Here is a 20,759-nt window from a genome sequence, read left to right as displayed (position 1 = left end):
TCGAGCGCGGAATCGCCGCCGCCGGCGATCACCAGCCGCTTGCCGCGGAACTGCTCCATCCTGCGGACGGCGTAGTACACGCCGCTGCCGTCGCCCTGGCCCTCATAGGCCTCGATGCCCTTGATCGGCGGCTTCTTCGGCACGAAGCTGCCGACGACGGCTGGCGGCTGACCACCGACCTCGGCACGGTGATCGAGTCCAAGGTGGTGGTGATCGCCGCCGGCGGCGGCAGCTTCGTGCCGAAGAAGCCGCCGATCAAGGGCATCGAGGCGTTCGAGGCGGCCGGCGACGGCGAGGGCGTGTTCTACGCCGTGCGCCGCATGGAGCAATTCCGCGGCAAGCGGCTGGTGATCGCCGGCGGCGGCGACTCCGCCCTCGACTGGACGGTCAACCTGCAGCCGCTGGCCAAGTCGCTCACCCTGGTGCACCGGCGCGACGAGTTCCGCGCCGCACCCGACACGGTCAACAAGATGCGCAGCCTGGTGGCCGACGGCGGGATGACCCTGGAGATCGCCCAGATCGGCGGCGTCGAGGGCACGAACGGCAAGCTCGAGGCGGTGATCCTGAAGGACAGGGACGGCGAGCGGCGGCTGGAATGCGATGCCCTGCTGGCGTTCTACGGCCTGACCATGAAACTGGGACCGGTCGCCGGGTTCGGCCTGAACCTGCACGAGAACCTGGTCCCGGTCGATACCGAGCGGTTCGAGACCTCGACGCCGGGGATCTTCGCGATCGGCGACATCAACTGGTATCCCGGCAAGCTGAAGCTCATCCTGTCCGGGTTCCACGAGGCCGCGCTGATGGCCCAGGCCGCCGTGCGCATCGTCCACCCGGACCGCAAGATCCGGTTCCAGTACACGACATCGAGTTCCGACTTGCAGCAGAAACTGGGGGTTGCATGAAGATCCACGTCACCGACCGCGACGGCGGCGAACACGAGCTGGAGGCCACCAACGGCTGGCGCGTGATGGAGATCATCCGCGACGCCGGGCTGCCGATCACCGCCGAGTGCGGCGGCGCCTGCGCCTGCGCGACCTGCCATGTCTACGTCGACCCGTCCTGGGTCGACCGGCTGGAGCCGCGCGGCGAGGAGGAGAACGACATGCTCGACCTGGCCTTCGAGGTGCAGGACAACTCGCGCCTGTCCTGCCAGGTCACCATGACGCCCGAACTCGACGGCCTGAAGGTCACCCTGGCGCCGGAGTGACCCTCTCCCGTGTCGTCATTCCGGACCGGGTCGCCGGAGGCGGCACGGAGCCGGAACCCACCCGTCGCACCTTAGGTTCCGGCTCGGCCGCGCCGGGGCGGCGCGTCCGTCCGGAATGACGACGGGGGCGGGATCGGCCCAGCAACTCAGTGCAGCCGGATCTCGTGTTCGGCGTAGGCGAGTTCCTGGGGGCGGACCAGTTCGGCGTTGGCGATCCGCACCGAGTGCAGCCGGCCGTCCAGGTTGCGTTCCCAGTAGTCCAGGAACCTGGTCAGCCGCGGGAAGTCCGGGGCGACGTCCATGTCCTGCCAGAGATAGCTCTGCAGCAGGCCAGGAAAGTCGGGGAACCGGTACAGGATCTCGGCGGTGGTGAGGCGGAAGCGGTGCAGATCACGGACGCTGACTTGCATGGGCGATCCTCGCGGGTGGAACCACTTGACCGGTTCAAGGATGTTGGTAGAACGACCGCGCCCGCAAGAAATTTGTAGCATTTACAGCACTTTAGCAGCAGTCGATGGAGACTGCTGCTAAATGTCGCTCTTCAATTCGCCGATATGTGCGCCGATTTCACGACAGCCGGCTTGACTCGGAAAGGCCGGTTCCCTACATCGCTGGCACTCACCGGGGGCGAGTGCTAACACGGCTCCTCCCGGGCGACGTCGTCCAACACACGTCTCCAACTTGAGTGTTACGGAGGAATGGTCATGAAGTTTCGGCCCCTGCACGATCGGGTCGTGGTCCGCCGCATCGAGGCTGACCAGAAGACCGCCGGCGGGATCATCATCCCGGATACCGCGAAGGAAAAGCCGCAGGAGGGCGAGGTTCTCGCCGTCGGTCCCGGCGCGCGCGACGAGTCCGGCAAGCTCCAGGCCCTGGACGTCAAGGCCGGCGACCGGGTGCTGTTCGGCAAGTGGTCGGGCACCGAGGTCAAGATCGACGGGCAGGACCTGTTGATCATGAAGGAGTCGGACATCATGGGCGTGCTGGAAGGCGCGGCCAAGTCCGGCAAGAAGGCCGCCTGAGAAGGGGCCTCGATAGCCGCTTCCTCGAAGGGCAATTCCACTCTCAAGGAGTAAACGCACATGGCTGCCAAGGACGTTAAGTTCGGCGTCGACGCGCGGAACAAGATGCTGCACGGCGTCGATGTTCTCGCCGACGCGGTGAAGGTCACCCTGGGCCCGAAGGGCCGCAACGTGGTGCTCGAGAAGTCGTTCGGCGCGCCGCGCATCACCAAGGACGGTGTGACGGTCGCCAAGGAGATCGAGCTCTCCGACAAGTTCGAGAACATGGGCGCGCAGATGGTGCGCGAAGTGGCCTCGAAGGCGAACGACACCGCCGGTGACGGCACCACCACCGCGACCGTGCTGGCCCAGGCCATCGTCCGCGAGGGCGCCAAGGCCGTTGCCGCCGGCATCAACCCGATGGACCTGAAGCGCGGCATCGACGCCGCCGTCGAGGCGGTGGTCGCCGACCTCGAGAAGCGCTCCAAGAAGATCACCACCTCCGACCAGGTCGCCCAGGTCGGCACCATCTCGGCCAACGGCGAGCGCGAGATCGGCGCCATGATCGCCAAGGCGATGGAGAAGGTCGGCAACGAGGGTGTGATCACCGTCGAGGAAGCCAAGTCGCTGCACACCGAGCTCGACGTCGTCGAGGGCATGCAGTTCGACCGCGGCTACCTGTCGCCGTACTTCGTGACCAACGCCGACAAGATGGTGTGCGAGCTCGAGAGCCCGTACATCCTGCTGCACGAGAAGAAGGTCTCGAACCTGCAGGCCATGCTGCCGGTGCTCGAGCAGGTCGTGCAGTCGGGCAAGCCGCTGCTGATCATCGCCGAGGACGTCGAGGGCGAGGCCCTGGCGACCCTGGTGGTCAACAAGCTGCGCGGCGGCCTGAAGGTCGCGGCCGTCAAGGCCCCGGGCTTCGGCGATCGCCGCAAGGCGATGCTCGAGGACATCGCGATCCTGACCGGCGGCACCGTCGTCTCCGAGGATCTCGGCATCCAGCTCGAGAACGTCACCCTCGACATGCTCGGCACCTCCAAGCGCGTCTCGATCACCAAGGACGAGACCACCCTGGTGGACGGCGCCGGCAAGAAGAAGGACATCGAGGCCCGCTGCTCGCAGATCCGCGCGCAGGTCGAGGAGACCTCGTCGGACTACGATCGCGAGAAGCTCCAGGAGCGCCTCGCGAAGCTGGCCGGCGGCGTCGCGGTGATCCGCGTCGGCGGCTCGACCGAGGTCGAGGTGAAGGAGCGCAAGGATCGCGTCGACGACGCGATGCACGCGACCCGCGCCGCGGTCGAGGAAGGCATCCTGCCGGGTGGCGGTGCCGCCCTGGTGTACGCCATCCGCTCGCTCGAGAAGGTGAAGTACGCCAACGACGACCAGCGCATGGGCGTGAACATCGTGCGTCGCGCGCTGGAGGCCCCGGCCCGTCAGATCGCCTCGAACGCCGGCCATGACGGCTCGGTGATCGTCGGCAAGCTGCTCGAGTCGAAGGACGCCAACTGGGGCTTCGACGCCCAGAACGGCGAGTTCGTCGACCTGATCAAGGCCGGCATCATCGACCCGACCAAGGTCGTGCGCAGTGCCCTGCAGAACGCGGCTTCGGTCGCCGGCCTGCTGGTCACCACCGAGGCCATGGTCGCCGACAAGCCGGAGCCGAAGGGTTCGGCGCCGGCGATGCCGGGCGGCGGCATGGGCGGCATGGACTTCTGATCCAGCCGAACTAGCGACTGACATCGAATACGGCGAGGGCCGGGGAGCGATCCCCGGCCCTTTTCGTTTGGGGTCGGACGCTCCGTGGGTTCCGGCTCGGCCGCGCCGGGGCGGCGCGCCCGTCCGGAATGACGTCAATGAGGAGAACCGGCCCGCGTAACGAGTTACGGCGCCGAAACGGAGGGAGCCTCACGGCTACCCCAACCCAACGTCATTCCGGACCGGACCGCCGGCGGCGGGACGGAGCCGGAACCCCGATCCGGCAAGCGAGACGTCAGCCGAGCGGCTCGATTCCGGGGATCGCCCGCACCCGCTCGAGCCAGGCCCGGATGCCGGGATAGGCCGACAGCTCGAACTCGCCCTCATGGGCGACGTGGGTATAGGCGAACAGCGCCAGGTCGGCGATCGACGGGGCGCCGCCGGCGAGCCAGTCGGCGCCGGCCAGCCGCCGCTCCATGACCGCCAGCGCGCGATAGCCGCGTTCCATGACCTCCGGCAGCCGGTCGGCATAGCGGGTGCGGGCCTTCAGGTAGCCGATCCAGTTGCGGGCGACGGCGATATAGGGCTCGTGGCTGTACTGCTCGAAGAACAGCCATTCGAACACCCGGGTGCGCGCCAGCCCCGGCGCCGGCAGCCAGGCCGTACCCTCGGCGAAATGCGCCAGGATGGCGTTGGATTCGGTCAACACCTCGCCGTCCGCCAGCACCACCGCCGGCACCTTGCCGTTCGGGTTCACCGCCAGGAAGGCGTCGGTGCGGGTTCCGCCGGCGTTGCTGTCGACCTCGATCCACGCAAACGGCCGGTCGGTCGACCGCAGGATCTGCGCGACCTTCCAGCAGTTGCCCGACGCCCCGAAGCCGTAAACCGTCAGCATTCCCGCCATCGCCTCCTCACACCGGCGCGCCGAGGCCCTTCAGCCAGGACCGGAAGCCGCCGGCGCCCGTGAAGAGATGGGCCTGGAAGCCCAGCTTCTCCGCCGCCTCGATGTTGGCGGCCGAGTCGTCGACGAAGGCGGTGCGGGCCGGGGTCAGGGATGCCCGCTCGATCAGGATCTCGTAGATCCGCGGGTCCGGCTTGACGACCCCCTCCTCGCCCGACACCACGACGGTGTCGAAGGCGTTCAGGAAGCCGAAGCGCGCGCGCGTCGGCGGGAAGGTCTCGGCCCCGAAATTGGTCAGGCCGTGCACCGGGAAGCCGGCGGCCTTCAGGGCCTCCAGCACCGCCACCGTGCCCGGGATCGGGCCCGGGATCATGGTCTGGAAGCGGCCGTAGAACGACCGGATCGCCGGGCCCATCTCCGGGTGGCGGGCCAGCGCCTCGGCCTCGGCGTCGGCGATGCTGCGGCCGCGGTCCTGCTCGACGTTCCAGGCCGGGTGGCAGACTTCGGTCAGGAACCACGCCACCCGTGCCTCGTCAGGCGTCGCGTCGGCATGGGTGAACACCCGGCGGTACAGGTGCCGCGGGTCCCATTCGATCAGCACCTGGCCGACGTCGAACACCACCGCGTCGATCGCGCGTTCAGTCACCGTCCCACTCCTCCGGGTCGATCGCCAGCACCAGGGCCGAATGGTCCAGGTCTCCCCGACCGCCCTCGACCAGCGCCTCCCACAGCGCCAGGTTGGCGGCCAGCCCCGGCAGCGCCAGCCCGGCCTGGTCGGCGAGCGCCTGGGCGGCGCGCATGTCCTTGCGCTGGATCGTCGCCTTGGCCCGGGCCTGGAAGTCGCCGGTCACCATGCGCTCGCCGTGCAACTCCAGCACCCGGCTGTGGGCGAACCCGCCGAAGATCGCCTCGCGCACCCGCGCCGGCTCGACCCCGGCGCGCTTCGACAGCGCCAGCGCCTCGGCGACCGCGCCGATGGTCAGGCCGACGATCATCTGGTTCGCGGTCTTGGCGATCTGCCCGGCGCCGACCGGCCCGACATGGGTGATGCGGGCACCCAGCACCCGGAACAGCGGCTCGGCGCGCGCGATGTCGGGATCGCTGCCTCCCGCCATGATGGTCAGGGTCCCGGCCTCGGCGGCGACCGTGCCGCCGGAGACCGGGGCGTCCACCCAGTCGGCGCCGACCATCCGCAGCCGGCCGGCGAAGTCGCGGGTCCGGCCGGGCGCGGTGGTGCCCATGTCGATCACCAGGCCATCCTCGGCCAGGCCGTGGGCGACGCCCCACTGGTCCTCGTAGGGATCGAACACCACCGCCTCGACGGCGTCGGCATCGGTGACCATCACGATCACCGTGTCGACCGCCTCGGCGACGTGGCGCGGCGACGGCAGCGCGGCGGCCCCGGGCAGCGCGGCGGCCAGGTCCTCGGCCCTCTCGATGCTGCGGGTCCACAGCGCCAGCTCCGCCCCGGCGGCGGCCAGCCGGCGCGCCATCGGCACGCCCATCAGGCCGAGCCCGACGAATCCGACCCGGCGCCCGGCGAGCTCGTTTCCCGCCAGTTCCCTGCCCGACCCCGCGCCGGCCGTCATCGCGGTCTCAGATCCGGGCGTAGCGGGCGCCGGCGCCGCGCTCGATGGCGGCGGCGGTCAGCCGGTCGACCTCGATCTCGTGGCGCAGCAACTCCAGGTAGCGCAGCTCCTCCTGGGTTGCCTCGCCGTCGGCCGCCACCACGTCGCAGGCCAGGGCGTAGGCGGTCGCCCGCAGCTTGGCCGGCAGGTTCTCCTTGATCTGGTCGATCACCGCGTCGATGCCGTCCTCGACGGTCAGCAGGTCGGTGCAGGCCGACGCGACCTGCGACAGGTTGCCGTGCTCGAAGTCGGCGAAGATCGGCAGATGCGCGACGATGTCGCGGATCGTCTCGAGTTCGGAGTCGGCGAGCGAGCCGTCGGCCGCGGCCCCCAGGACCATCGCGTAGATGAGGGCGACGTGGTGGTTGATCATCGGATCGGCATCCCGTGTCTGGGTGAACGCAAGTCGGCCGGAGCCACGCGAGGTATAGCGATCCGGCCCGGCGCGGGCAACGGGGGCTCGCCCCGTGCTGACGAACCACCGCCGGTCCACGGGCGTTCCCTGACAATCGATCGGGACAATCGGTTGGGAGAAACGGCGGGCCGGGTCGCGCATTCCCACAACGGCCGGATCCTTGCGTCCCCGCGCCGCCCTTCCGCAGTCCGGAGCAGCCCATGCAGCTCATCGACGGCGCCTCGGCCGAGCTGCAGCCGCAAGCCACAGGAAGAGCCGGTCGGCGCGCGACGGGCGTCAGCAGGCCTTCGCCGTCGCCGGACGCGCCGCCAGGACCACGCCGTCCAACTCCAGCAGCGCACCGCGTTCGGCCGGGCGCACCGCCGGCTCGCCGCGCATGCCGGCCAGCAGCCAGTCGATGTCGCCGTCGTCCGAGCGCGCGCCGCGGATCCGGCGCGGCGCGACCGCCACCGGCTGCCCTTCGGCCGTCCCGGCGACCTCGAAGCGGAACACGTAGTTCGGCGTCAACCCCATGCGCAGGTCGGCGATCCGCCACGCGTCGCCGTCGTGCTCGGCCCGCACGAACCCGTGGGCGAAGCGGCCGAGCCGGCCGGCGACCGGGATGCCGGCCAGGCAGTCCGGCCCCAGCGGGTGCGCGTAGGCGGTGACGGCCTCGGCCCCGCCGAGCATCGGCACGTACAGGTTCAGGTAGCGGTCGCCGTCGACCGCGATCACCCGCCAGAGCAGGCTGTTGAACGGCGTCGGCGTCGCCAGCACCCGGGCCGGCTCGATCCCAGCCGCCGCCAGCCTGGCCCCGGCCCGCGTCTCGGCGATCGCCTGGGCCGCCGCGCCCCAGCCGAGATAGCCGGTCGATAGCAGCAGGCCGGCCGCCAGCACCCGCCCGAACCGCGGCGTCCAGGCCCGGACGCACAGCGCCCAGGCCAGGGCGACCAGCAGCGGCAGGGTGTAGAGCGGGTCGATGATGAACACCGAGCCGACCCCGAACGGATGGTCGGACAGCGGCCACAGCAGCTGCGTGCCGTAGACCGTGAAGGCGTCGAGCAGGGCGTGGGTCGACAGGCAGAGATAGACCGCGATCCAGGCCTGCCATCGCCGTTCGCGCAGGTCCCGGAAGACACGGATCAGCGCCTCCCCGATCACCGGCGTCGCCAGTGCCTGAACGACCAGCGAATGCGTCGCGCTGCGGTGCAGGACGAAGGCGTCGACCGGGTCGGCGAACGGCCAGAACACGTCCAGGTCCGGCAGGGTGCCGAGCACGGCGCCGGCCACGGCCGCCCGGCGCGGCCCGATCCGCCGGCCCAGCACCGCGGCGCCGACCCCTGCGCCGAGGGCCAGCTGGGTCAGGGAATCCACCGCCGTTACCCGCCGACCGCCTTGCGCAGGGTATCGGCCATGCCCTCGGGCGTGGCGTCGTGGGCGAAATGCGTCACGTATTCGCCGTCCGGGTTCATCAGGTAGGTGATCGACGAGTGGTCCATCAGGTACTCGGTGGCGCTGTCGCTCTCGGCCTTGCGGTAGTAGACGCGGTACGCCTTGGCGGCGGCGCGCACCTGCTCGGGCGTGCCGGTCAGCATCAGGAAGCTCGGGTGGAAGCTCTGATGGTACAGCGCGAGCTGCTCGACGGTGTCGCGCTCCGGATCGACGCTGACGAACACCGGCGTGACCTTGGCGGCGACCGCGGGGTCGAGGGCGTCGAGCGCCTGGGTCATCACCGACAGCGAGGTCGGGCACACGTCCGGGCAGTAGGTGTAGCCGAAGTAGATCAGGCTCCACTTGCCCTTCAGGGTGTCCTGGGTGGCCGTCCGGCCCTGCTGGTCGACCAGGGTGAACGGCCCGCCGATCATGACCACCGCCCCCTGGTCGCCGCGGTTCCAGAGCAGGTAGCCGCCGACCACGGTGGCGGCCAGCACGGCCGACAGCAGGGCAACGACAACAACGAACACGCGGGTCGACATCGCAGGCTCCGGCAGCTTGGGTGAACGGCGGTCGGTCGAACGTCCGGCATCGGGCATATGGCGCGCCGGCCCGTCAAGGAAAGGATGGCACGGCCGGCCGAATTGCCGCAGCCGGCGACCCTGGCTAGGCTGCGGAGGCGATGACCTCCGACCGCGCCCCGTTGCCGACCCTGCGGATCCTCGCCGGCACCCGGGCGGCGGTGCGGCTGGCGGAGGCGGCGGCCCGGCACTTCGGCGACCGGCTGGAGGTCGCGGTGGCGCTGGCCGGCGCGTCGGACACCCCGCGCGGCTGCCGGGTCGACGCGATCTCCGGCTGGGAATGCTTCGGCGGCCCGGCGCTGCTGGCCGGGGCGGCCGCCGTGATCGACGGCCTCGACCCGTTCGCCCGGCAGGCGATCCGCGCCGGACGGGACGCGGCGCTGCGCGCCGGCATTCCCCGCCTCGGCTTCCGCCCGCCGGTCTGGCAGCGCCATCCGCTCGACCGCTGGGTCGAGGTGCGCGACCTGGCCGGCGCCGCCGGCGCGGTCGCCGCGATCGCCCGCACGGTCCTGCTGGCCCTACCGATCCGCGACCTGGCACCGTTCGAGGCGGTCGGCGGGCTGCGCTTCCCGGTCCGGCTGGCCCGGCCGCCGGCGCGGTGGGACCGGCCCGCCCGGTTCGCGCCGCAGGTCTGCCCGCCGCCGTCCAGTCGCGAGGCCGAGACCCGGCTGCTGCGCCGCACCGGGGCCCAGGTGGTGGTGATGCGGGCGACCGGCAGCGACGAGGACCTGCCGCTGGTGCTGGCGGCGCGCGCGCTCGACCTGCCGGTGGTAATGATCCGCCGGCCGCTGGAACGCGGCGAGGTGCCGGCCCGCACGGCCGAGGCGGCGCTCGACTGGGTGGCGGCGACCCTGGCCGGGGTCAGCCCGGCGTCGACGGACGTCCCGGCGTGGCGTTGACGAAGCCGACCCCCCAGGCGCCGTCGGGATAGCGGTCGATCCGGGTCACCGACACCGTCTCGGTGTGGAAGGACAGCGCGCGCAGCGGCGACAGGTCCAATGCGATCGCCAGGGCGGCGCGGATCGGCCCGCCATGGATCACCGCGACCACATCGCGGCCGGCCGCCCGCTCCGACCAGTCGTCCAGGGCAAGCCGGACCCGGTCGACCACGTCGACGAAGCTCTCGCCGTTCGGCGCCCGCTCGTCGGCCGGGGCCAGCCAGAACCGACGGTACTGCTCGGGCTGGCGGGCCAGGATCTCGGCCCGCACCCGGCCCTGCCAGTCGCCGAAATGCTGCTCCATCAGCCGCGGCTCGTCGACCGGCTCGTCGCCGTCGCGGCCGGCCGCACGGATCGCCGCCGCCGTCCGCCGGGTGCGGCCGAGCGGGCTCTGCAGCCAAAGGGCATTCGCCGGCAGGAACTCGGCGACCGCGCGGAACACCGCGGCGTCGTCGACGTCGCAGTCGATGTCGTGCTGCCCATAGATCAGCTTGTCCGGATTGACGACCGGGGCGTGGCGCACCAGCCACCAGCGGGTCGGGGTCATGCGGTTCTCCTCATGCGCCGAGATAAGACACCACGACCAGTAGCACCGCCAGCTCGCCGGCCTGCTCGGCGGCGCCGAACACGTCGCCGGTGACGCCGCCGATCTGCCGGCGCGCCAGCCAGCCGACCGCCCCGGCGGCAGCCGCTGCCGCCAGCGCCGCCACCAGTCCGATGCCGCCCGGCAGCACCAGCAGCGCCAGCACGGCGCCGATCGCCGCCGCCGACAGTGCCCCGGCCGCGTCCGGCCGGCCGGCGGCGCGGCCGCTTCCGTCCGCCGCCGACGGCGGCTGCCACCAGGCCAGCGCCGGGATCGCCGCCCGCCCGAGCGCATGGGCCGCCACCAGGGCGGCCGCCGCGGTCCCGGCGTCCGGAAACGCGGCCAGCACCGCCAGCTTGGCGGCGGTGACCAGCACCAGGGCCAGCACGCCGTAGCTGCCGATATGGCTGTCGCGCATGATCCGGCGCTTGGCCTCGGCATCGCGGCCGCCGCCGAAACCGTCGGCCATGTCGGCCAGCCCGTCCTCGTGCAGGGCGCCGGTCGCCAGCGCCGAAGCCGCGACCGCGACGACCGCGGCGACCGTCGCCGGCAGCCCGAGCCCGTCGGCCAGCCACCAGCCGGCGGCGGCGGCCAGCCCGACTGCAACGCCGGCGACCGGGAACGCCCAGGCGGCGTCCATCAGCGGCCGGTCCGGCGGCAACGCGCCCGGCCAGGGCAGCCGCGTCAGGAACCCGACCGCAAGGCCGATCTCCTCCGGCCAGCGGCGGGTCGGGCGGCCGGAAACCGGCCCGCCCGGGTGATTGCTGTCGTCGTCCATCGCCGGCCGGTCGGTCTCGGGGCTTTCCTGCGCGTCTCCCCGCGGTTATAGCCTCGGCACCGAAAACGCAATGCCGCCGGCGCCCATCCGCCGGCCCGCGAGGCCCGATGTCCGACAAGTCGCTCGATCCCACCACAGTCTCCCTGGACGAGATCCGGGCGCTGTTCCGCGAGCTGCCCGGCCCCGACCTGGAGGCCGGCACCCAGGCGGCGGCCCGCGAGGCCCAGCTGACCAAGCCGCGCGGCGCGCTCGGCCGGCTCGAGGAACTGGCGGCGTGGCTGGCCACCTGGCAGGGCCGGCACCCGCCGCGCCTGCAGCATCCGCGCACCGCGGTGTTCGCCGGCAACCACGGCGTCGCCGCCCGGGGCGTCTCGGCCTACCCGTCCGAGGTCACCGCCCAGATGGTGCAGAACTTCGTGGCCGGCGGGGCGGCGGTGAACCAGCTGTGCCGGGCGTTCGACGCCGACCTCAGGGTCTACGAGCTGGCGCTGGAGCAGCCGACCGGCGACTTCACGCAGGGTCCGGCGATGGATAGCGGCGAATGCGCCCGCGCCATGGCCTACGGGATGATGGCGGTCGAGCCGAACCTGGACGTGCTGTGCCTGGGCGAGATGGGCATCGGCAACACCACGGCGGCGGCGGCGCTGGCCTGCGCGCTGTTCGGCGGCGAGGCCGAGGACTGGGTCGGGCGCGGCACCGGGGTCGCCGGCAAGGCGCTGGAGACCAAGACCCAGGTAATCCGCAAGGGCGTCGAGCGGCACCGCGATGCCGGCGACCCGCTCGACCTGCTGGCCGCACTGGGCGGGCTCGAACTGGCGGCGATCGCCGGCGCGGTGATGGCGGCGCGGCTGGCCCGCACCCCGGTGGTGCTGGACGGCTTCGCCTGCACGGTGGCGGCGGCGGTGCTGTGGAAGCTGGACCCCAAGGCGCTGGAGCACTGCATCGTCGGCCACCGCTCGGTCGAGCCCGGCCACGGCCGGGTGCTGGAGGCGATCGGCAAGGAGCCGCTGTTCGACTTCGGCATGCGGCTCGGCGAGGGCTCCGGCGCGACCCTGGCCCTCGGCGTCCTGCGGGCCGCCGTCGAGTGCCACACCGGCATGGCGACCTTCGCCGACGCCGGGGTCTCGGGGCCGGCGTGAGCACCGACGCCATCAAGCCGGGCCCCTGGACCGTCGAGTCGAGCCGGGTCGAGTTCAGCGACCGGTTCCTGACCCACCGGATGGACCGCTGCGTCACCGAGCGCGGCTTCGTGCTCGACCCGTATCACGTGGTCGAGCTGAAGGAGTGGTGCCACGCGGTCGCCCTGACCCCGGCCGGCGAACTGGTGCTGATCGAGGAGTACCGGCACGGCGGCGGTGCGGTGGTGCGCGGGCTGCCGGCCGGCACCGTCGAGCAGGCCGAGGACCCGCAGGCCGCCATGGCGCGCGAACTGGCCGAGGAGACCGGCTACGAGGCCGCGGCCTGGATTGCGCTGCCGGTCATGTGGGCCAACCCGGCGCTGATGAACAACCGGGCGCACAGCTTCCTGGCGCTGGACGCCCGCCCGACCGGCACCCGGAGCCTGGACCCCGGCGAGACCATCGAGGTGGTGCTGCGGCCGGCGACCGACGCGTTCGGCGACCTGATGGCCGGCCGGCTCTGCATGACCTCGCTGCATGTCGCCGGCATGATGATGGCGCGCGAATACGCCCGCGCCCACGCCGCCGAGGATCCGCGGCTGGCGCCGCTGGCCGGCTGACCAGCCCGTCGCTCCGTGGGTTCCGGATCGTCCGCGCCGGGGCGGCGCATCCGTCCGGAATGACGGCAGGGAGGGGAAGCTCTCCTTCCACCTTCGTCATTCCGGGAATTTCGGTGACAGGGAATTTCGGTGACAGTGCACTCAATCGACGATCCATGCCGTTGCGGTCGGTCGATGATCCGTTTGCCGTGGACCAGGTGCTGCCGCAAGGCGGAGGATCGGCCTGAACTTCGTCAAGAACAGTGCACTGTCACCGAAACGGGCACCGAAACGGGGCGGCGCATCCGTCCGGAATGACGGCAGGGAGGGGAAGCTCTCCTTCCACCTTCGTCATTCCGGAGCGGGCCGCCGCAGGTGGACGGCATCCGGAACCCACCCGCCTTTCCGTCGCGTTCCCTTGATCCGCCGCCGCGCTTCGGCGAACGTCGCGGCGGAACCAACCGGAGATCCCCGATGCGCGTCGTCGCCACCGACCGTCACGCCGCCCACGCGCCGAGCGGCTTCATCGCCCGCGGCAACCGCGTCGCCAACCCGGAGACGCCGGAGCGCGCGGCGATCTTCCGGCGCGCCGTGGAGGCCGGCGGGCATGCACTGATCGAGGCCGGCGAGCACGGCATCGCCCCGGTCGCGGCGATCCACGCCGCCGACTACCTGGATTTCCTGGAGCACGGCTGGGCCGAGTGGGAGGCGCTGCCGGACCACGCCCCGGAGATCCTGCCGAACGTGCATCCCGGCCGGAACATGGCGATCCACCCGACCCACATCGTCGGCAAGTCCGGCCACTACCAGGCCGACACCGCCTGCCCGATCGGCCCCGGCACCTGGGCCGGCGCGCGCGCCTCGGCCGACGTGGCGGTCACCGCCGCCGACCTGGTCGCCGCCGACGGCGGGCCGGCCTATGCGCTGTGCCGGCCGCCCGGGCACCATGCCTATGCCGACCAGGCCGGCGGCTTCTGCTTCCTGAACAACTCGGCGATCGCCGCCCAGCGGCTGCGCGACTCCGGTGCCGGGCGGGTGACGGTGCTGGACGTCGACGTGCACCACGGCAACGGCACCCAGGGCATCTTCTACCGCCGCGCCGACGTGCAGACCGTGTCGATCCACGGCGACCCGCGCGCCTACTACCCGTTCTTCACCGGCTATGCCGACGAGATCGGCGCCGGCCCCGGCCGCGGCGCCAACACCAACCTGCCGCTGCCGCGCGGCACCGGCGACGCCGGCTACCTGGAGACCCTGGAGACCGCGCTGGCGGCGGTCGACGCATTCCGGCCCGACGCCCTGGTGGTCGCCCTCGGCCTCGACCCGTCGGAGCAGGACCCGCTGGCGTTCCTGGCGGTCACCACCGACGGCTTCCGCCGGATCGGCGAGCGGCTGGGCCGGACGCCGTACCCGACGCTGATCGTGCAGGAGGGCGGCTACATCTCCGGGATTCTCGGCGACAACCTGGCCGCCGTGCTGGCCGGCTTCGAGACCGGGAGACCGTAGGGTCCGGCACCCGGGTGCCGTTTCGCTTGCGCAACGCCCTGGAAGCGCCGAGCATCCGGGCGACACGAACGCCCCGAGGCCGATGCCGGATCCCGACGTCCCGCCGATCGCAGTTTCCGCGGAGGGCCTGCCCTACGCGCTGCTGCGCGCCGGGCTGCTGCCGCCGGGCCGCTATCTGGAGGCCGTGCGGCTGGTCCGCGACGACGGCTTCTGGCGGCGCTGGGGGCGGACCGCGCTGCTGGTCCTGGCGGTCGGCCAGATCCTCGCCGGCATCGTCTTCTTCTTCGCCTTCAACTGGGCCGACCTGCCGCCGCTCGCCAAGCTCGGGCTGATCCAGGGCGGCATCGTGCTGTGCGCGGCCGGCGCCTGGTTCGGGCGGGCCAGCCGGCTGGCCTGGGAGGCACTGCTGACCGCGGCGGCGGTGCTGGTCGGGGTGCTGCTGGCGGTGTTCGGGCAGATCTACCAGACCGGGGCCGACGCCTACTCGCTGTTCGTCGGCTGGGGAGTGCTGATCCTGCCCTGGGTGGCGCTGTCGCGCGGGCTGGCGCCGCTGGTGCTGTGGCTGGCGGTGGCCGGCACGGGGGGCGCCACCTATGCCGCGCAGATCGCGATCCCGATGGACTGGATCGGGCCGGAGGCGGTCGCCGCCCTGCTGGCGCTGTTCTACACGGCGGCGCTGGCCCTGACCGAGTTGGCGGCGTGGCGCGGGATCGGCTGGCTGCGGGCGCTATGGCTGCGGCGGCTGCTGGCGACGGTGATCCTCGCCATCAGCTTCGTGGCGGCGGCGCCGGCGGTGTTCGACGAGCCGCCCGAACCGGCGGGCTGGATGGCGATGGCGCTGTTCGCCGCCGCCGTCGCCGGCCTCGGCTTCGCCGGCCGCCGGTGGCGCGACCTGCCGGTGGTGGCCCTGGCGGTGCTGGCCGGCTGCCTGTTCCTGAACCTGGCGAGCGGCCGGCTCGCCTTCGAGGCCGGCGACGACATCGGCGGCTCGTTCCTGCTGCTGGCGGCGGTGGCGATCATCTTCGGCGGCGCGCTCTCGCTGCTGCGCCGGGTCCGGACGGCGATGGCGGCCGAAGCGGCGGCAGAGGGGGCGGGCCGTGGCTGACGACGCGCTCGACCGGCTGTGTGCGCAGTTCGGCGTCGCCCCGGCGGCCGCCCGGGCCGCCGTCGCGGCGGCGTCCGGCGCCGACTCGCCCTGGTACCTGCGGGTGGCCACCGCGATCGGCGCGTGGATGACCGCCGGCGCCATGATCCTGGCGGTCGGGCTGGCGATCCTGCCGGCCTTCGACAACGAGAACCTGCCGCTGACCGCCGCCGGGATCGGCGCCGCGATCCTGGCCGGTGCCATCGCCCTCCGCCGCGGCAGCCGGGGCGAGTTCGGCTCGCAGGTTGCGGTCGCCGGCGCCCTCGCGGGCCAGGCCCTGGTGGTCGGCGGCATCGGCATCGAGCTGGAGGACATGGCAGCGGCGGCCGTCGTGTCGCTGGCCGTCACGGCGCTGCTGGTCGCCCTGATCCGCGACCAGGAACTGCAGTTCCTGTCGGCCGCCGGCACCGTGGCCGTCGCCTTCCTGGCCCTGCTCGAGCGCGAGGTGCCGCAGGCCGCCGGCGTGCTGGCGGCGGTCACCCTGCCGGTCGCCATCGGCCTGCTGGTCCGCCCGCCCGCCGGGGTCGACCTGCGCGGCCTGGGCTGGGCGCTGCTGCTGGTACCGCTGATGGCAATGTCGGTTCCCGGGGTCGGCGGGCTGAACGCCGACTGGCTGCCGCGCGCGGCCTATGCCGCCGGGCTGGTCGCGGTGCTGGCGATGGTCTGGCAGGCGACGGCGCCGGACCGGCGCATGGTGGTGCTGGCCGGCGGCGCGATCGCGGTGCTGGTCGGGACGGTGGCGGCGGCCGGAATCGCCGGGTCTCTGATGCTGCTGAGCTTCGCCTATCTGCTCGGCAGCCGCATGCTGGCGGCGCTCGGGGCGGCCGCGCATGTCTGGTTCGTGTCGCGTTTCTACTATGACCTGGACATCACCCTGCTGGACAAGTCCGGGATGCTGACGGCGACCGGCCTGCTGCTGCTGGGCCTGTGGTGGCTCTGGACCCGGTCGGGCGAGCCGGACGCCGGCCATGACTAGGTGGCTGCCGGCCCTCGGCCTGTGGGGCGGCCTCGCCCTCGTCCTGGTCGCGACGAACCTCCTGATCCTGCAGAAGCAGCGCGTGCTGGACGACGGCCGCACGGTGCTGCTGGCGCTGCGACCCGCCGACCCGCGGTCGCTGATGCAGGGCGACTATATGGAGCTGCGCTACGCCGAGGCCCTGGTCCCGGTGGCGCAGGAAGCGCCGGGGATCGACGGCCGGGTGGTGGTGGCGCTGGACGGCGACGGGGTGGCGCGCTTCCTGCGCTTCGACGGCGGCGGCGATCTCGCCCCCGACGAGCAGCGCCTGCGCTACAAGCGCCGGTCCCCGGCCGGGCTGGAGCCGCGGCCCGACCAGATGGAGATCTTCATCGGCGCCGAGAGCTTCCTGTTCCAGGAAGGCCACGCCGACGCGTATTCGGAGGCCCGGTTCGGCATCCTCAAGGTCGCGGCGGACGGCAGCAGCGTGCTGGCCGGCCTGGCCGACGCCGCGCGCCGGCCGATCCGGCCTTAGCCGCACCTGCCAGCGTCACGCGACCGGAACATGTCGCGCACCCCCTGATTTTCGCAAGAAAACACCGATTACCGGGAATCGTTTGAAACTAATCGACAAGCCATGTATGGTTGTCGATGGGAAGGCGATTGAAGGGAACGTGAACCAGCCACTCCAGCAAGGGAGAGCAAGGCATGGACAACGCGTTCACCTACATGGGCAAGGCCGTCAAGATCGAGCTCAACAAGTCCGCCGACAAGGCGACGGTGACGATCGACGGCAAGCCCTTCAAGGCGATGCTCCACACCGAGGGCAAGCCCGAGGACAACTACATCAAGCTCTGGATGTGCGAGGGCGCGTACTCGATGTTCGAGACGCCCGAGGACATGGCCCGCCACTTGATCCGCTATTGGCACCAACATGCGGGAAAGGGGGCGTGACATGGGCTGCAGAAAGAACATCAAGCGGCTGACCGCGGCCGAACGCTCGGCCTTCGTCGACGCGTTCCTGGCACTGCACACGTCGGGCCGGCTGGAGCACTACCGGCTGATCCATTCCGGCGCCAACGTCCACGGCCACGGCGGCCCGGCCTTCACGGCCTGGCACCGCGAGTTCGTACGGCGGTTCGAGGAGGACCTGCAGTCGGTCGACCCGAATGTCGACCTGCCGTATTGGGACTGGACCGAGGACAACCTCAACGCCGCCGGCACCGAGTCCTACATCTGGCGCGACGATTTCCTGGGCGGCCCCGGCGACAACGCCGGCGGCGGCGGCCCGACCGGGCCGAACGGCGGCTATCCGGTCACCAGCGGGCCGTTCGCCGGGCTGTTCACCCGCAAGCCGTTCAGCATCTTCGCGTTCCCGGGGACCGGCGGCACCATCGCCACGCAGATGGCCAATCCCGACTACAACGTGTTCCGCCAGATGGAGGGCCCGCACGGCTCGGCCCATGTCTTCATCGGGGGCGAGCCGCAGAGCTTCGCCCAGACCGCCCGCACCCCGGACTTCTGGATGATCCACTGCAACGTCGACCGGCTGTGGGCCGAGTGGATCGACCGGCACGAGGGCACGCCCGGGTTCGAGCCGTACAAGCCGGCGGCCGGCGGCCCGACCGGGCACAACCTGAACGACAACATGTGGCCGTGGAACGGCGGCAACGTGCCGTTCTCGGTGCCGCCCTACACCAACTCGCCGGAGATGGTGAGCCCGGCCGACCTGATCGACCACCGGGCCCTGGGCTACGACTACGACACCCTCGACCCGACCTGCATCCGGGTCGTCAAGAACGTCGTCAAGGACATCCGCGACGGCGGCGGCAAGATCCGCCTGCCCAAGGAGCTGAAGGAGCGGGCGCCCAAGGAACTCAAGGAACGCCTTCCGAAGGAGCTGAAGGAACGGACGCCGAAAGAGCTCAAGGAGATCGGCCCGAAGGAGCTCAAGGAGCGGGCGCCCAAGGAGTTCAAGGAGCTCGGCCCGAAGGAGAACAAGGACATCCGCGAGAACCCGAAGGATCTCCGCGAGGTGCCCGACTTCGACCGGCCGTTCATCCGGCCGGAGCTCCGGCCGGACCTGCGGGCCAGTGCCCTGGGCTTCGAGCCCGACGCCCTCGAGGTGGATGCGCTTCGGCGGCGGTTGATCGATCGCTGATCGCCGCCTGCCGCAGCAACCTCGAGAGGGTCGGATCCCATGTGGGCGATTCTGTGCGAAGTCGAGGACGAGTCGGCGCTGGCGCTGGCCGTGCTCCTCGAGAAGGCGGGACTGGACCTGACGGTCCTGTGCCCGGAGCACCTCGTGCGGGCGACCCACAGCCATCGCATCGGGGCGGACGGGGCCTCGGCCTGCGTCCGCCTGCGCGACGGTTCGGTGCTCGACCCGGCGGGGCTGACCCTGCTGATCAACCGGTTCCGGGCCGTCCCCGAGACCCATCTGGCGCGCTGCGCACCCGAGGAGCGGGACTATGTCCGATCCGAGTGGTCCGCCTATCTGGCCAGCCTGCTGGCCTGCTGCGGCGGCCCGGTGCTCAACCCGCCGTTCAGCGACTCGCCCGGCGGCTATCCGCCGGGCGAGCTCGAAAGTCTGCATTTCGCGGCACTATGCGGCCTTCCGGTCGCGCCGCAGCGGATCACCGAGGACTCGCCGTTCTGGGCCGACGAGGATCCGGGCCCGCTGTCGTCCCACCTGGTGGTCGGCGACGCCGTGCTGCCCGCGCTGCCCGAGCCGCTCGCCGGCGGCGCCCGGAAACTGGCCGGGATCCTCGGCCTGCCGCTGATGCAGGTCGACTTCGCCGCCGGCCCCGACGGCGAGGCGGTGTTCCACGGCTGCTCCGGCGACGTCGAGTTCCGGCACGCGCCGGGCCCGGCGCTGGTCGAGGCGCTGCAGGCTGTCGCCGGCAACCGGCCCGTACAAGGAGACCGTCCGTGATCCTGCTGATCGGCATCCCGAGCGAGCCGCCGCTGGCGATGGTGGCAGACGCGCTGCGCCGGCTGCGGCTGCCCTTCGAGATCGTGAACCAGCGCGAGACCGCCCGGCACGCGATCGAACTCGAGATCGGGCCGGACGGCGTCGACGGGACCCTGGTGCTGGGCGACCGCGAAATCGCCTTGGCCGAGGTGACCGGGGCCTACGACCGCGCCACCGACCCGGGCGTGGTGCCGGAGATGCAGGGCCTGGACGACGACGCCCCCGACGCACTGCGGGCCCTGCGCCTGCAGTCCCTGCTGTCGGCCTGGCTGCAGATCGGCCCGGCGACCGTCGTCAACCGGCTGCGGCCGATGGGCACCAACGCCTCCAAGCCGGCCCAGGCCCAGGTGATCCGCGACCACTTCCACGTCCCCGACCTGCTGGTGACCGACGACCCGGAGGCGGCCCGCCGGTTCGTGGAGGTCGACTGCGCCGATACCGGCGCGATCTACAAGTCGGTCAGCGGCGAGCGGTCGATCGTGATGGCGGTCGAGGCCGACGACATCGAGCGGCTCGACGCGCTGGGGCCGTGCCCGGTGCAGTTCCAGCGCCGGATCGCCGGCACCGACTGCCGGGTCCATGTGGTCGGCGACACCGTGCACGCCTGCCGGATCGAGACCGACGCCCTCGACTACCGCTACGCCCGGATGAAGGGCGCCGGCGACCCGAAACTCACCCCGGTCACGCTGCCGCCGGACTGGGCGGAGGCGTGCCGCCGGCTGACCCGGGCCCTCGGGCTGGAGTTCTCCGGCATCGACCTGATGGTCGACGACGACGGCACGCCGTGGTGCCTGGAGGTCAACACCTGCCCGGCCTTCAGCTATTTCGACGTCGGCCGCGGCCAGCCGATCGCCACCGCGGTCGCCCGGCACCTCGCCGGGATCGGCACCGGGTAGCAGGACCTGCCGCTACGCCCGGTTCATCCGCTGGTCGACCAGGTCGTTGACCACCGCCGGGTCGGCCAGGGTCGAGGTGTCGCCGAGCTGGTCGTGCTCGTTGGCGGCGATCTTGCGCAGGATCCGGCGCATGATCTTGCCGGACCGGGTCTTCGGCAGCCCCGGCGCCCACTGGATCAGGTCCGGCGAGGCGATCGGGCCGATGTCCTTGCGGACCCACTGCACCAGTTCCTTGCGCAGCTCCTCGGTCGGCTCCTCGCCGGCGTTCAGGGTGACGTAGGCGTAGATGCCCTGGCCCTTGATGTCGTGCGGATAGCCGACCACGGCGGCCTCGGCGACCTTCGGGTGGGCGACCAGCGAGCTCTCGACCTCGGCGGTGCCCATGCGGTGCCCGGACACGTTGATGACGTCGTCGACCCGGCCG

At 71.9% G+C, this 20,759-nt stretch carries 25 protein-coding genes; 15 read left to right on the top strand and 10 right to left on the bottom strand.

The genetic code is table 11. The features are described 5' to 3' along the window. Positions 1–188: 188 nt before the first annotated feature. Positions 189–902, top strand: coding sequence for an NAD(P)/FAD-dependent oxidoreductase (locus RIC31_RS12010; RefSeq protein WP_350107267.1), 714 nt, complete (start codon positions 189–191; stop codon positions 900–902). Continuing rightward, on the top strand, positions 899–1,207 hold the full coding sequence (locus tag RIC31_RS12005) for a 2Fe-2S iron-sulfur cluster-binding protein (RefSeq protein ID WP_350107264.1): 309 nt from the start codon (positions 899–901) through the stop codon (positions 1,205–1,207). The genes RIC31_RS12010 and RIC31_RS12005 overlap by 4 nt, the downstream gene beginning before the upstream one ends. A 146-nt stretch (positions 1,208–1,353) precedes the next feature. Here RIC31_RS12005 and RIC31_RS12000 read toward each other — a convergent pair whose 3' ends face one another. Continuing rightward, positions 1,354–1,617 carry a Usg family protein gene (locus RIC31_RS12000; protein WP_350107261.1) on the bottom strand — a complete coding sequence of 88 codons (264 nt, stop codon included), beginning with the start codon at positions 1,615–1,617 and terminating at the stop codon, positions 1,354–1,356. A 294-nt stretch (positions 1,618–1,911) separates the two neighbouring features. On the opposite strand from RIC31_RS12000, the gene groES reads away from it, so the two are divergent. Together groES and groL are read left to right on the top strand one after the other, a co-directional pair. Continuing rightward, on the top strand, positions 1,912–2,229 hold the full coding sequence (groES, locus tag RIC31_RS11995; RefSeq protein ID WP_350107256.1) for a co-chaperone GroES: 318 nt from the start codon (positions 1,912–1,914) through the stop codon (positions 2,227–2,229). 60 nt (positions 2,230–2,289) lie between these two features. Then, on the top strand, positions 2,290–3,927 hold the full coding sequence (gene groL, locus RIC31_RS11990; protein ID WP_350107253.1) for a chaperonin GroEL: 1,638 nt from the start codon (positions 2,290–2,292) through the stop codon (positions 3,925–3,927). Between the two features lie 274 nt (positions 3,928–4,201). Here the strand turns inward: groL and RIC31_RS11985 are convergent, their stop codons facing one another. The 6 genes from RIC31_RS11985 to RIC31_RS11960 all read right to left on the bottom strand — a co-directional run bounded on the left by RIC31_RS11985 (position 4,202) and on the right by RIC31_RS11960 (position 8,805). Beyond that, the gene (locus RIC31_RS11985; protein WP_350107250.1) at positions 4,202–4,801 is read right to left on the bottom strand and encodes a glutathione S-transferase family protein; all 600 of its coding nucleotides are present in this window, start codon (positions 4,799–4,801) and stop codon (positions 4,202–4,204) included. 16 nt (positions 4,802–4,817) lie between these two features. Further along, positions 4,818–5,453, bottom strand: coding sequence for an HAD family hydrolase (locus RIC31_RS11980; protein WP_350107248.1), 636 nt, complete (start codon positions 5,451–5,453; stop codon positions 4,818–4,820). Further along, complete coding sequence (locus RIC31_RS11975) at positions 5,446–6,396, bottom strand: NAD(P)-dependent oxidoreductase (protein WP_350107245.1); 951 nt, start codon at positions 6,394–6,396, stop codon at positions 5,446–5,448. Before RIC31_RS11975 ends, RIC31_RS11980 begins: the two co-directional genes overlap by 8 nt. 7 nt (positions 6,397–6,403) lie before the next feature. Then, positions 6,404–6,808 carry a tellurite resistance TerB family protein gene (locus RIC31_RS11970; protein WP_350107242.1) on the bottom strand — a complete coding sequence of 135 codons (405 nt, stop codon included), beginning with the start codon at positions 6,806–6,808 and terminating at the stop codon, positions 6,404–6,406. A gap of 318 nt (positions 6,809–7,126) precedes the next feature. Further along, positions 7,127–8,203: a metal-dependent hydrolase gene (locus tag RIC31_RS11965; RefSeq protein ID WP_350107239.1), complete on the bottom strand. Its 1,077-nt coding sequence runs from the start codon at positions 8,201–8,203 to the stop codon at positions 7,127–7,129. Between the two features lie 5 nt (positions 8,204–8,208). Beyond that, a complete protein-coding gene (locus RIC31_RS11960) occupies positions 8,209–8,805 on the bottom strand; it encodes an SCO family protein (protein WP_350107236.1) in 597 nt (198 codons plus the stop codon). Between the two features lie 140 nt (positions 8,806–8,945). Between RIC31_RS11960 and RIC31_RS11955 the strand changes: the two genes are divergently transcribed. Further along, entirely contained in the window at positions 8,946–9,743 is a 798-nt protein-coding gene (locus RIC31_RS11955; protein WP_350107231.1) for a precorrin-6A/cobalt-precorrin-6A reductase, read from the top strand. Here the strand turns inward: RIC31_RS11955 and RIC31_RS11950 are convergent. Both RIC31_RS11950 and cobS read right to left on the bottom strand, forming a co-directional pair. After that, entirely contained in the window at positions 9,706–10,329 is a 624-nt protein-coding gene (locus tag RIC31_RS11950) for a histidine phosphatase family protein (protein WP_350107228.1), read from the bottom strand. The genes RIC31_RS11955 and RIC31_RS11950 overlap by 38 nt on opposite strands. A gap of 10 nt (positions 10,330–10,339) precedes the next feature. Then, positions 10,340–11,143, bottom strand: coding sequence for an adenosylcobinamide-GDP ribazoletransferase (cobS, locus tag RIC31_RS11945; RefSeq protein WP_350107226.1), 804 nt, complete (start codon positions 11,141–11,143; stop codon positions 10,340–10,342). Between the two features lie 107 nt (positions 11,144–11,250). Here cobS and cobT point away from each other — a divergent pair, with 107 nt between their 5' ends. The 10 genes from cobT (at position 11,251) to RIC31_RS11895 (ending at position 20,335) form a co-directional block, all read left to right on the top strand. Next, complete coding sequence (gene cobT, locus RIC31_RS11940) at positions 11,251–12,282, top strand: nicotinate-nucleotide--dimethylbenzimidazole phosphoribosyltransferase (RefSeq protein ID WP_350107223.1); 1,032 nt, start codon at positions 11,251–11,253, stop codon at positions 12,280–12,282. After that, positions 12,279–12,881, top strand: coding sequence for an NUDIX hydrolase (locus RIC31_RS11935; protein WP_350107220.1), 603 nt, complete (start codon positions 12,279–12,281; stop codon positions 12,879–12,881). Before cobT ends, RIC31_RS11935 begins: the two co-directional genes overlap by 4 nt. A gap of 453 nt (positions 12,882–13,334) precedes the next feature. Further along, positions 13,335–14,366, top strand: a complete 1,032-nt coding sequence (locus RIC31_RS11930) for a histone deacetylase family protein (protein ID WP_350107217.1) — start codon at positions 13,335–13,337, stop codon at positions 14,364–14,366. An 82-nt stretch (positions 14,367–14,448) separates the two neighbouring features. Continuing rightward, positions 14,449–15,471, top strand: coding sequence for a DUF2157 domain-containing protein (locus RIC31_RS11925; RefSeq protein WP_350107214.1), 1,023 nt, complete (start codon positions 14,449–14,451; stop codon positions 15,469–15,471). Beyond that, complete coding sequence (locus tag RIC31_RS11920; RefSeq protein ID WP_350107211.1) at positions 15,464–16,486, top strand: DUF4401 domain-containing protein; 1,023 nt, start codon at positions 15,464–15,466, stop codon at positions 16,484–16,486. The genes RIC31_RS11925 and RIC31_RS11920 overlap by 8 nt, the downstream gene beginning before the upstream one ends. Continuing rightward, entirely contained in the window at positions 16,479–17,000 is a 522-nt protein-coding gene (locus RIC31_RS11915) for a GDYXXLXY domain-containing protein (RefSeq protein ID WP_350107208.1), read from the top strand. Before RIC31_RS11920 ends, RIC31_RS11915 begins: the two co-directional genes overlap by 8 nt. Before the next feature lie 173 nt (positions 17,001–17,173). Then, entirely contained in the window at positions 17,174–17,419 is a 246-nt protein-coding gene (locus RIC31_RS11910) for a hypothetical protein (RefSeq protein WP_350107205.1), read from the top strand. Between the two features lies 1 nt (position 17,420). Continuing rightward, on the top strand, positions 17,421–18,626 hold the full coding sequence (locus RIC31_RS11905; RefSeq protein ID WP_350107202.1) for a tyrosinase family protein: 1,206 nt from the start codon (positions 17,421–17,423) through the stop codon (positions 18,624–18,626). A gap of 39 nt (positions 18,627–18,665) precedes the next feature. Further along, positions 18,666–19,400 carry a hypothetical protein gene (locus RIC31_RS11900; protein WP_350107199.1) on the top strand — a complete coding sequence of 245 codons (735 nt, stop codon included), beginning with the start codon at positions 18,666–18,668 and terminating at the stop codon, positions 19,398–19,400. Further along, positions 19,397–20,335, top strand: a complete 939-nt coding sequence (locus RIC31_RS11895; RefSeq protein ID WP_350107196.1) for an ATP-grasp domain-containing protein — start codon at positions 19,397–19,399, stop codon at positions 20,333–20,335. The genes RIC31_RS11900 and RIC31_RS11895 overlap by 4 nt, the downstream gene beginning before the upstream one ends. Positions 20,336–20,347: 12 nt before the next feature. On the opposite strand, the gene RIC31_RS11890 is transcribed toward RIC31_RS11895, so the two are convergent. Beyond that, on the bottom strand, positions 20,348–20,759 hold a 412-nt coding region (locus RIC31_RS11890), incomplete at its 5' end, for an AMP-binding enzyme (RefSeq protein WP_502990120.1).

The organism is Thalassobaculum sp. (assembly GCF_040219615.1).
In the GTDB taxonomy this organism is placed as follows: Bacteria; Pseudomonadota; Alphaproteobacteria; order Thalassobaculales; family Thalassobaculaceae; genus Thalassobaculum_A.
This window is presented reverse-complemented; position numbering and strand designations above follow the sequence as displayed.

Bases quoted from the DNA above. Each gene is read 5' to 3' on its own strand.
- cobT (WP_350107223.1), top strand. From the start codon at position 11,251: ATGTCCGACAAGTCGCTCGATCCCACCACAGTCTCCCTGGACGAGATC.
- RIC31_RS11900 (WP_350107199.1), top strand. From the start codon at position 18,666: ATGTGGGCGATTCTGTGCGAAGTCGAGGACGAGTCGGCGCTGGCGCTG.
- RIC31_RS11950 (WP_350107228.1), bottom strand. From the start codon at position 10,329: ATGACCCCGACCCGCTGGTGGCTGGTGCGCCACGCCCCGGTCGTCAAT.
- RIC31_RS11960 (WP_350107236.1), bottom strand. From the start codon at position 8,805: ATGTCGACCCGCGTGTTCGTTGTTGTCGTTGCCCTGCTGTCGGCCGTG.
- RIC31_RS11955 (WP_350107231.1), top strand. From the start codon at position 8,946: ATGACCTCCGACCGCGCCCCGTTGCCGACCCTGCGGATCCTCGCCGGC.
- cobS (WP_350107226.1), bottom strand. From the start codon at position 11,143: ATGGACGACGACAGCAATCACCCGGGCGGGCCGGTTTCCGGCCGCCCG.
- groL (WP_350107253.1), top strand. From the start codon at position 2,290: ATGGCTGCCAAGGACGTTAAGTTCGGCGTCGACGCGCGGAACAAGATG.
- RIC31_RS11970 (WP_350107242.1), bottom strand. From the start codon at position 6,808: ATGATCAACCACCACGTCGCCCTCATCTACGCGATGGTCCTGGGGGCC.
- RIC31_RS12000 (WP_350107261.1), bottom strand. From the start codon at position 1,617: ATGCAAGTCAGCGTCCGTGATCTGCACCGCTTCCGCCTCACCACCGCC.
- RIC31_RS11985 (WP_350107250.1), bottom strand. From the start codon at position 4,801: ATGCTGACGGTTTACGGCTTCGGGGCGTCGGGCAACTGCTGGAAGGTC.
- RIC31_RS11915 (WP_350107208.1), top strand. From the start codon at position 16,479: ATGACTAGGTGGCTGCCGGCCCTCGGCCTGTGGGGCGGCCTCGCCCTC.
- RIC31_RS11975 (WP_350107245.1), bottom strand. From the start codon at position 6,396: ATGACGGCCGGCGCGGGGTCGGGCAGGGAACTGGCGGGAAACGAGCTC.
- RIC31_RS12005 (WP_350107264.1), top strand. From the start codon at position 899: ATGAAGATCCACGTCACCGACCGCGACGGCGGCGAACACGAGCTGGAG.
- groES (WP_350107256.1), top strand. From the start codon at position 1,912: ATGAAGTTTCGGCCCCTGCACGATCGGGTCGTGGTCCGCCGCATCGAG.
- RIC31_RS11910 (WP_350107205.1), top strand. From the start codon at position 17,174: ATGGACAACGCGTTCACCTACATGGGCAAGGCCGTCAAGATCGAGCTC.
- RIC31_RS11930 (WP_350107217.1), top strand. From the start codon at position 13,335: ATGCGCGTCGTCGCCACCGACCGTCACGCCGCCCACGCGCCGAGCGGC.
- RIC31_RS11925 (WP_350107214.1), top strand. From the start codon at position 14,449: ATGCCGGATCCCGACGTCCCGCCGATCGCAGTTTCCGCGGAGGGCCTG.
- RIC31_RS11905 (WP_350107202.1), top strand. From the start codon at position 17,421: ATGGGCTGCAGAAAGAACATCAAGCGGCTGACCGCGGCCGAACGCTCG.